This is a genomic window from Aeromicrobium sp., from assembly GCF_025965075.1.
Classification (GTDB): domain Bacteria; phylum Actinomycetota; class Actinomycetes; order Propionibacteriales; family Nocardioidaceae; genus Aeromicrobium.
Genome location: NZ_JAOPXQ010000193.1, coordinates 1 through 10,032, shown reverse-complemented (window position 1 = coordinate 10,032; position 10,032 = coordinate 1). Strand labels below are relative to the sequence as shown.

The 10,032-nt window shown below is 69.4% G+C and carries 8 protein-coding genes and 1 riboswitch; of the genes, 3 read left to right on the top strand and 5 right to left on the bottom strand.

Annotated features, from left to right (window positions below):
- The first annotated feature begins 75 nt into the window (after window positions 1–75).
- Entirely contained in the window at window positions 76–2,106 is a 2,031-nt protein-coding gene (locus tag JWQ91_RS11760) for a peptidoglycan DD-metalloendopeptidase family protein (protein WP_297784093.1), read from the top strand.
- 95 nt (window positions 2,107–2,201) lie between these two features.
- Window positions 2,202–2,945, top strand: coding sequence for a FliA/WhiG family RNA polymerase sigma factor (locus tag JWQ91_RS11755; RefSeq protein ID WP_297784090.1), 744 nt, complete (start codon window positions 2,202–2,204; stop codon window positions 2,943–2,945).
- A gap of 4 nt (window positions 2,946–2,949) precedes the next feature.
- Here JWQ91_RS11755 and JWQ91_RS11750 read toward each other — a convergent pair whose 3' ends face one another.
- The 5 genes from JWQ91_RS11750 to JWQ91_RS11730 form a co-directional block, all read right to left on the bottom strand.
- Window positions 2,950–3,981: a B12-binding domain-containing protein gene (locus tag JWQ91_RS11750; RefSeq protein ID WP_297784088.1), complete on the bottom strand. Its 1,032-nt coding sequence runs from the start codon at window positions 3,979–3,981 to the stop codon at window positions 2,950–2,952.
- The gene (locus tag JWQ91_RS11745; RefSeq protein WP_297784085.1) at window positions 3,974–4,693 is read right to left on the bottom strand and encodes a GGDEF domain-containing protein; all 720 of its coding nucleotides are present in this window, start codon (window positions 4,691–4,693) and stop codon (window positions 3,974–3,976) included. Before JWQ91_RS11745 ends, JWQ91_RS11750 begins: the two co-directional genes overlap by 8 nt.
- A gap of 294 nt (window positions 4,694–4,987) precedes the next feature.
- A complete protein-coding gene (locus tag JWQ91_RS11740) occupies window positions 4,988–5,479 on the bottom strand; it encodes a hypothetical protein (protein ID WP_297784082.1) in 492 nt (163 codons plus the stop codon).
- A 53-nt stretch (window positions 5,480–5,532) separates the two neighbouring features.
- Entirely contained in the window at window positions 5,533–6,570 is a 1,038-nt protein-coding gene (locus JWQ91_RS11735) for a hypothetical protein (protein WP_297784080.1), read from the bottom strand.
- Window positions 6,571–6,585: 15 nt separating this feature from the next.
- The gene (locus JWQ91_RS11730; RefSeq protein WP_297784078.1) at window positions 6,586–7,107 is read right to left on the bottom strand and encodes a hypothetical protein; all 522 of its coding nucleotides are present in this window, start codon (window positions 7,105–7,107) and stop codon (window positions 6,586–6,588) included.
- Window positions 7,108–7,200: 93 nt separating this feature from the next.
- A riboswitch (cyclic di-GMP riboswitch) is annotated at window positions 7,201–7,276 on the bottom strand.
- A 347-nt stretch (window positions 7,277–7,623) separates the two neighbouring features.
- Here JWQ91_RS11730 and JWQ91_RS11725 point away from each other — a divergent pair.
- A partial coding sequence (locus JWQ91_RS11725) for a bifunctional diguanylate cyclase/phosphodiesterase (RefSeq protein WP_297784075.1) occupies window positions 7,624–10,032 on the top strand: 2,409 nt, incomplete at its 3' end.

The following is a 10,032-nucleotide window of genomic DNA, read 5'->3' as shown; positions in this document are numbered from 1 at the left end:
GATCCCTCGTCGACCGGCCGGACCCTCCCTGGAGCTCCTCCAGGAGATCGCGTTCCTCGAGGAGTGATGAGCCCGATGGCACTGCCCGCCGTGGCAGCCGCGGTCATGCGGCGATGCGTACCCGCAGCTGTGGTGCTGATCGGCTCCCTCACGCCGCTGGTCGGGGTCGGGCCGGCCTGGTCGAGCCCGACGACGGCGCCGTCCGCCGGGTCAGCGGCCGAGGAGCTGACCGGCGCGCGCACGGCCTATGGCGACGCCGTCAAGGCCGTCGAGCTGATCGGTGCCCAGCGCGAGAGGCTGGCGGCAAGCGCCCAGCGGGCGACCCTGGCGGCTGAACGTCTCCGCGCGGACGTCCAGGGGGAGGACGGCGGCGCCATCCGCTCGGTCGTCGGCCGGTTCTTCTCGGGGGCGCCCTCGGCGGCCGACCGAGCCGTTGAGTCCGCCGACAACGCAGGGCACTTGTCACGTCTGGCAGCAACCTCGCGACACGCGCTCGACACGGCGATCGTGAAAGCCGAGAGCACCCGCCGGGCCTACGACGAGGTGCTGGCCGAGCAGGCCCGCCGCCAGGCAGGCTGGTCAGCCGGGGATGTGGCCGAGTTCGCCCGATCGTTGGCCCAGCCCGACGAGCGCTACCTCGTCACCGATCGGGAGCAGAACGCCCGCAACGAAGCGGCACTGGCGCGCTGGGAGCGCTACCTCGACAGGCTCATCGATGCCGATGTCGTGCCACCACAGGCCGCACGGCTCACCGACCCCACCCGGCTTCCAGGCAGCCTCGAGGCGGTCCGAAGCCGCACCGGCGAGGCGATCGCCGGCGTCGCCCAGATCGAGAACGAGGACGGCACCCCGCTCGTCGTCCTGCCGGCCGAGACGGTCCGCGCCGTCTCCACGGCGTTTGGCCGGCTGGGTCTGACCACGGTCCCGGCCGCAGGAACCCCCTCGACGTTCGCGTGTGGCGGCCTGGTCGCTGACGCGTGGGGAGCCACGGACCAGCTGGCCGCCGACTCGATGACGCAGTGGCGCACACTCGCGAAGGTCCCGCAGTCGGCGATGCAGGTCGGTGACGTCGTGCTCCTCGGCGGCCGACGCGACGGTCTCGAGGAGTCCGGAGTGTATGTCGGGGACCGTCAGGTCATCGTCGCCGACCCCGTCACTGGCACGGCCTCTGTGCAATCGGTCGGCCGCACACGGCTCTATGGCGTCAGACGCGTCGGCCTTCCCGTCTCCCACTCGTACGACGCGCCCCCTGCCGGTCGGTGCGGCCTGCCGGCTGAGACCGTCCAGGCGGCCCCGGACGGTGCCACGGGCACCTTTGCGTTGCAGCTGCCGCTGGCGGCCGGGTCGTACCGGATCTCGGCAGGATTCGGCCAGCGCGGTTCGCGGTGGTCCACGGTCCACAGCGGGCAGGACTTCGCCGCACCGATCGGCACCCCCGTGTCGGCCATTGCCGACGGCGTGGTCACGGTCGAGCACCCATCGTGGGCCGGGAATCTCGTGCGCGTCGACCACGGTGGTGGCGTCGAGACCTGGTACGGGCACCTCTCGACGGTCAATGTCGTCCCCGGCCAGCAGATCGGGAAGGGCGAGAGGATCGGGGCCGTCGGCAACGAGGGCAACAGCAGCGGACCGCACCTCCACCTGGAGGTGCGGCTCGACGGACGGGCAGTCGACGCCGCGCTGGTGCTGCCGATCCCCGAGCTTCCACGGACAGCCCATCCCGATGGCGAGGTCCCGGACAAGGCATTGTGCAGCGCGGCCGTCGGATCGACGCACCTGCTCGCATGCGACGCTGCGGTGTCGTTCCGCCTGATGTCCGCCGCGTTCACCGCCGAGCTGGGCACTGAGCTCTGCATCACCGACTCCTACCGCTCGCACGTCGGTCGGACCGCACTCACGCCCTCGAAGCGCAGGCTCCCCGCGGCCGTCGGCACCTCTGCCCACGGAGCCGGACGGGCCGTCGACCTGTGTGGTGGCGTGGAGCGTCTCGACACCCCCGAGCACCGCTGGCTGGTCACGCATGGCACGTCCTTCGGCTGGGTCTCCCCCACCTGGGCGGCAGCGGGCGGTTCGCGACCCGAGCCCTGGCACTTCGAGTCATCCTGACACATCCAGTTCGGCGACCTGTGTGACGCGGAGCATCTAGAATCACTCGTGGGAGAAGGATCTAGCTGCACCGTATGAGGGAGAACGGCACTGTGATGGACCCTGCACATCCAGAGGAAGGCGTCGAACGGCTCTGGCGCAGCTACAAGGAGAGCGGTGATCGCGACGCTCGAGAGCGACTGATCGTCCAGTACGCTCCTCTGGTCAAGTACGTCGCCGGCCGCGTACGCGCAGGACTGCCACCCCAGGTCGACCAGGCCGATCTCATCTCCGACGGCATCATCGGGCTGATGGACGCGATCGACAAGTTCGAGCGGCAACGCGGTCTGCAGTTCCAGACCTACGCCGTGCGCCGCATCCGCGGGGCCATCATCGACGGTCTGCGACGCTCGGACTGGGTGCCTCGGTCGGTGCGGGACAAGTTCCGCGAGATCGAGGCGGTGCAGGTCACCCTCGAACGCCGCCTGGGGCGAACCCCCGAGGACGGCGACGTGGCCGCGGAGCTCTCGATCTCGGTGGCCGAGCTGAGGTCCGTCTACGGGAAGATCTCCTACACCCACGTCGCCAGCATCGACGAGATGGGCGCGGGGTACGAGAACTCCTCGGACCAGGGGATGTCGTTCCTGGCCGACCACGACACGGACGATCCGCCCGAGTTCCTCCGGGCCCTGCACGAGCTGCCCGAGCGCGACCGCGTCATCGTGGCGCTGTACTACTGGGAGCGGTTCACGTTGGCCCAGATCGGTCAGGTCCTCGGCATCAGCGAGTCCCGCGTCAGCCAGCTGCACACCCGGGCGATGCTGTCGCTGCGGCACCACATGACCGTTCCCGTCGGCTGAGAACTCAGTCCACAGCCCGTCCATCGAGCTCCATGGAGCCGAGCTGCACCTGTGCGCTGGCCAGGCGGAGGATGTCCGCGCCTGCCGGCGCCTGACGCTCGATGGTGTCCGCCAGCAGCAGAGCGGAGGTGGCGATGGCCGACGCCGACACCCTTCCGCGCAGCAGATCGCACAGCCACGTGAGCAGGTCCTCGACGATCGACACATCCTGGGTCAGAAGAGCCGCAGCGGTGTGGCGGACCATCCAGCCGATGTCCTCCCGGGTACGGGCCTGCTGGTACGGACTCATGCTCGCCAACCGGGGCAACGCATCGATCAGCTGGTCGTAGGCCGAGGTGACGATCGCCTCGTCCGCGGTGTGCAGCCACAGCACCTCGGGAGGGATGACGGGGCTACGTCCCGTGAGCTCGGGTGGAACGCCCAGAAGCGCGTCGGCATCGGCCGCCCAACCGTCGGCACCGATGGCCACGGCCCGGCGCGGACCGTTGCCGAAGGCCCTGCCGCCGACCATGACAGGGATGTCGAGGTCGTGCGCCGCTGCGATGCAGCGTGCGGCGCCGACGAGATTGGTCGGCATCGTGCACGAGAGCGCCAGCACATCGACGTCGCCTGCTGACAGCCGACGATGCAGCTGCTCTGCTGGCAGGGACGGTCCGAGCATCGTGACCCTTACCTCCCCTGTCGCACCGGCGACAGCGGCCGCCATGCGCGCTGGCAGGCTGTGCCATTCCCCCTCCGCGCACGCCATGGCCACGTGGCGCGTGTGAGCTCCCCGCCGTGGCGTACCCGCGTAGGTCAAGGCCGAGAGCGCCCCTTCAGTGATCGAGGTGGCGACGTGCTCGTCCGCCACGGACCACCGACCTGACTCCCACATCTGCCCCACCCGGACCTGCGCCGGCGCCAGGATCTCGGAGATGATCCTGCCCATCGGCATGCCTTCGTCCAGGAGCTGGAGGACGAGATCGCTGGCTGCGTGGACGTCACATGCCGCGACCGCGCGGAAGTAGTCCTTGCTCGGGTCCACGGATTCACTCACGTGAGGCCTCTCGGTCATCCTCGGCAGAGGAGCGCAACGTGGTCCGGTTGCGACCCTTGGCCTTGCCCTCGTACATCGCCGCGTCCGCCCGCTGGAGCGCCGCACGACCGCCGTCCTCGCCCACCTCTGCCACCCCGATCGTGAGTCCGATCCGGGCTGCTGCAGCCGGTCTCTCGGACTCCCATCTCGTCCGGACCTCCTGGCACCTGTCCGCCAGGCCCCGACCATCCAGGCCGGGCGTGAAGCAGACGAACTCGTCGCCGCCGAGGCGTCCGCAGGCGTCGTCCTCGCGGAAGGTGCGGAGCATCAGAGCGCCGAACGCGCGCAACGCTGCATCACCTGCAGCGTGTCCATTGGTGTCGTTGGTGGCCTTGAAGTGATCGAGGTCGATCAGGCAGACGCTGTCCCCCGGCGCCGCCCTCGACAGTTGTCGCATCCAGGCACGCCGGTTCAGGACACCGGTCAGGTGGTCGCGTCTCGACTCCTCGTCTCGTCGCAGCTCGGCCTGCACCCCAGCAAGCACGAGCCGTGCTGATGCGAGGAACTCCGGCAGGACAGTGCCCAGGCGCATTGCCGCCACACTGACCGGGTCGGCAGCAGGCAGCATCGGCTCGGACAACCCGAGCGAGACGTCGACGGGAATCGATGTGGTCGGATCGGCGTAGCGGGCCGCGACGAGGGCCCCGCCGAGGTCGCGGACGAGGGTCGACACGATGGCCTCCACCTCCGCGGCCGAGCGCGCTCTCAACAGCGCCTGGGTGGCAGCGAGCTCAGCGCTCAACGCTGTCGGATCGGAGGAGGCGGGGCCGAGAGCGTACGCCCGACCGTTGTCCCGCCGACGTCGCGCCAGTCGCGCCGCGAGCTCGGACGGTGGCACTGAGCTCTCCGGCTGGTCTCCCATCTCATCCACCATGGTAAACGCTCCCTGTCCGCGTGTCGGGGGTCTGAACCGCGCGCGGTCTCGTCACCGGCATGCCTGCTCGTCCCTCGGACGTCGGGTCACTCATCAGGAGACCGAGTGGGTGATGGTGCCGATGTAGACCCCGGCCGGCATGTCGGCGGCGACGGCGACGTGGATGGTCGGATTCCACGTCGCGGTGTTGTCGCCGGTGATGGCGGTGGCCGTGACCACCGGTGACACGCCCGTGAGGTTCGCAGGGTCGTTCGCCGTGTATGTCGCCGTGCCGACCTTCGTGATCGGCCCGGCCGAATATCCCACCGCGGCCGCTCCGATGGACGGCCCCGCGGTCTGGGTGAACGCGGTGGAGATCGCGGTCGCCGTCCACCCCGACCCGGCCGGCGCTCCGCGCGAGTCGGTGACCTGGACCTGGCCGAGTGGGCCACTGATCGTCAGGGGGCCCACGCCGTTGGACTGGGTCCCGAGGTTGCCGGCATCGCCGGGCGCGCTGATGGACAGTCCCCCGCCCTCCACCGTCACCGTGGCGGCGCTGACCGCCGTCGGCTCCGCGGACGCGGGCAGTGCCGACGCAAGGAACACGAGACAAGCACATGCCGAGACGATCGAGACCGACCGATGGCGAAGGGACAGAGTCAAGGCGCCGTGTCTCCTGAGGTGGCGGGCGATCGGTGTGGTCCGGTGACCGCACCACTTCCGCGGCGGCGCCGGACCACGATCCACGTCGCCATCGCGAGCAGCACGACAAGGAGTCCGCCCCCGATCCACCACCAGATGCTGGTGCCGTCCGTGACGGCCACCGTCTGACCGTTCCCGGTCGCGGCAAAGGTCAGCGTGGCCTGCGCGGTCTCCGTGAGCAGGCCGCTGGTCACCTCCAGGTGTGCCTTCCAGGGCCCGTCGGGCAGCTGCTTGTCCAGCCGGGCGGTGACAGGTGCGGTCTTCTTGAGACCCAGCGTGGTGCCCAGGGTGACGGGGAACGGACCGGCGGACAACCCGCCGGGACCGTCGCTCAGGGTGAGCTCACCCTGCAGGTCGAGTGCCCGACCGCCGGTGTTGCGGATCGTCGCGGCCACGACCGGGGTGCCCGACGCGTCGCGCTCGGCCTTGAACGACTTGATCGTGAACGCGGGCGCGGGCGCGCCGCCGGGTCCGACCGACAGGTAGACCCGGATGCCGACACGACTGACCTGGGTGACTGCGCCGGCGCCGGCGGAGGAGGTCTGGGCCCACAGCACGGCGTACTGCTCACCGGGGGCGGCATCGGACGGGACGTTGATCGTGACGTCCAGCATCTGCTTGGCGTTGTCCGCCAGCGGCGAGCGGGGGGCGCTGATCTTGGTCCACGTCGACAGCTCGTTGGGCGTGTCGCCGGGCAGCCCGATGAACGAGTTGCCCTTGATGGCCGCTGCGGCCGGGTAGACGGCGATGTCGGTCGGCTTGCCCGTGTTGTTGGACACCTCGATGCGCCGCTTGATGGTGGTGCCGGGCTTGACGTGGTCGATGATGTAGACCCGGGCGCGGGGGTCGTCGCGGGCGGCGACCGGCGCGTCGACCAGGCGGATGCCGAGACCCGTGTGATCGGTCTCGGCGGTGAGGGCAGAGCTGCCGAACGCGCCGGCGGCCGGGGACAGAGTCCCGGCCACCAGCGCGATCAGGATGAGCAGTCGACGCATGAGGGGTGCTGAACCTCAGAGGATCGACGTGGTGACGGTGCCGGTGTAGTCACCCGCGAGGGCGCTCGCCGGCAGGGTCACCGTCAGGGTGGGGGTGTACGAGGCGGTGTTGTTGCCGCTCGCCAAGGTCCCTTCGGCCACCGGGGCCCCCGTCGTGATGCTGGTGGCCCCCGTGGTGGTCGGGGTCACCGTGCCGGTGCTTGCCGTGGCTTCGCCGGAGTCGTACGAGACGCCCGTCGAGACCGACCCAGCTCCGTCGACGAAGGTCGTCGATGCTGCGGACATGACCCAGCCCGCCGTGCTACCGCGGGTGTCGCTGACTCCGACGGCGCCGAGCGAACCACTGACCGATGCAGCTCCCGGAGCCGCATTGGTCAGCGCTGCGCCCGCTGCCGTGGTGACGTCGAGGCTGCCACCCGCGAGGGTGAAGGTGGCCGTGGTGTCCCCGGAGCTGGCGGCCATCGCCGAGCCGAGCGGGAGGATGGCGAGGACCGTGCCGGTGACGGCGACGGTCCCCAAGGTGCGAAGTGCCTTCATGACTGTCAACTTTCTGGTGGCGGATCCCGCGCACGACAGCCTGAAGACCGTGCCGACGACATCACCGGCACGTGCTGAAGAGCGAGGATCCTGTTCGGTAACCCGGCTGACCCGGATGGGCCCCGTGGCTTTGCGTCCCCGACTCACATCGGGTTTGCCATTGTCGTGCTGGCGTCAGGCGTGTGGCCTGGCGCCAAAAGGTGGGTAGCGAGCGTCCGCCTCCCCGTCTCTGCCCGAATCGTAGCGCCTGGGCCGGGGAACCGTGGCGATACCCCGACATCGATTACTGCTGCGCTGGGAGCGTCTCTCACCCCACTCGCCGGCCCGTGGCCGGTTGTGACTTCGCGCACCTTCTCGCTTGGTAGGGTGCGCCACGGGAGCCGTTGGTGTCGGAGGGGAATGTGAGTCATCATGTCTGTAGGCGTTGGCAAGTCAGGGGACCGCGGACCGGCGGAGAGGTTTGCCGCCATGCTGGCAGCCTGTGGAGAGGCCGATACGGAGCCCCCCGAGGCAGCCGTGGCGAGCGCAGCCATGCGGCTCATCACGACGATCGACGCATTGCCCGACGCGCTGATCGCCCTTGACTCCCGAGGGGTCGTGACCTGGGCGACCTCGGCCACCTCCGACGTGCTCGGTTGGCACCCGGACGAGCTCACCGGGCGACCCATCACCGTGTTGGCCCTGGAGGAGAACGTCGAGCAGCAGCAGCAGTTCCTGGAGGAGATGCGGCGCACGGGCAGGGCCGTCACCTACTCGGCCCAACGGCGTCGCGGGGACGGCGAGATCGTCGAGGTCTCCGTGGCGATGGGACCGGTCCTGGATCCGTCGACCGGAGCATTCATGGGCGCGTGTGCATCAGTGCGTAGCCTCGTCCACCAGATCAGGCTGCAGACCCAGCTGGCACAACAGGACTCGCTCAGCGTGGCTCTGAGCCGCCGCTCCTCGGATGTCGCAATGATCGCCAAGGCCGACACGGAGATCATGTTCGCCTCGCCATCGATCAGGGACGTGCTGGGGTTCACTCCCGAAGAGCTCGTGGGTTCGAAGGGCCTGGGCCTGGTCCACGAGGATGACCTGGCTGGTGTCCAGGCATTCGTGGACCGGGTCGTCTCGAGCCCCGGCGCAGTCGAGCGCAAGACGTTCAGGGTCTCCAATGCGCACGACGAGTGGCGCTGGATCGAGGAGACGCTCACCAACTGCACCGACGTCGTCGGTGTCGAAGGCCTCGTGGCGAATCTGCGTGACGTGACGAACGAGGTCGAGGCACGAGCGGCGCTCACCGCCTCCGAGCGGCGCTACCGAACCATCGTCGAGACCGCTCAGGAAGGCGTGCTGGTGCTCGACCGTGACGCACGCGTCCTCGTCGCCAACCTCAAGGCGGCCCAGATCCTGGGGCACTCGCAGAAGAAGCTGCACCGCCGCCAGCTGAGCGACTTCGTCGGGCACGTCACGACTGAGGACATGCGGCAACAAATCGCGTCGCGCCGACACAAGGGCAACCATCGCTTCGAAGTCACCTACCGTCATCCCGACGGGGGCAGCCGGGTCTTCGAGGTCGCTGCCTCCCCCATCTCCCTCAACGTCGACGGCGCCACCGGGACCCTCGCGATGATCTCCGACGTCACCGACGCCCGGCGCATCCAGGACGACCTCCAGCACCGAGCCCTTCACGACTCTCTCACCGGACTGCCCAACCGCGCCCTGCTCCACGACCGGCTCTCGATGGCGCTCTCCCGGCAGAATCAGGAGGCTGACCACCCTGAGGTCGCGGTGCTCTGCGTCGGCCTGGACGGCTTCAAGCTCATCAACGACGTCCACGGCCATGAGGTCGGCGACGCGATACTGCTTGAAGTCGCGAAACGTCTGCGCGACGTGTCCCGACCGGGCGACACCGTCGCCCGCCTCGGAGGTGACGAGTTCGTCGTCGTCGCCGAGGACATCGAGATCGACGCCGTGCTGGAGCTGGCAGCTCGCCTGCGTACGTCGCTCCTCGAACCGCTCGCCGGGACCAGCACGCCGGTGTACATGGACGCCAGCGTCGGTGTGGCCGTGGGCCTGCAGCAGTCACCGGCGGCCCTGCTCAGGTCCGCAGATGATGCCTTGAGGCAAGCCAAGACCCAGGGTCGCGGCCGCGTGCACGTCTACGACGCATCCGTCACCACCGACACCACGCGCAAGCTGCAGGTGGCCAACGCCCTGCGGAAGGCCTTGGACTCCGACCAGCTCACGTTGGGCTACCAGCCCATCGTCGACCTGGTCGGTGGCCACGTGGTCGCAGTGGAGGCGCTGCTGCGGTGGGAGCACCCTGAGCTCGGGCCCGTACCCCCACCCGAGATCGTCTCGACCGCCCGCGCGATAGGCCTGGCGGAGCGACTCGACGTGTGCGTCCTGCAGCGAGCATGTGCCGACATGGCAGGTCTGCGCAGCCGGGGCGTGGGGCCGGACATCGCCCTGGCAGTCAACCTGAGCGCACAGAGTGTCGAGGGCGGCGGACTCTCCCGGGTGGTCGGTGACGTAGGCCGCCTCACAGGCTGGCCCTTGGGGCAGCTGACCCTCGAGCTCACCGAAGGCGTCCTGATGAGTGACATCAAGGCAACTGCCACTGTGCTGGCCCGCCTGCGCGAGCTCGACGTGTCCATCGCGATCGACGACTTCGGCACGGGCTACAGCTCACTGGCCTATCTCCAGCGACTGCCGGTCGCCACGCTCAAGGTCGACCGCTCCTTCGTCGAGCACGTCCCGGCAGATCCCGGCTCATGCGCCATCGCCCGCTCGATGATCGATCTGGCCCGTGCGCTGTCGCTCACCACTGTCGCGGAGGGCATCGAGACCCAGGCGCAGGCCGACTACATGCGGCAGCTCGGCTGCACCCGCGGCCAGGGCTACTTGTGGAGCCCAGCCGTGTCACCAGCCAAGCTCGAGGAA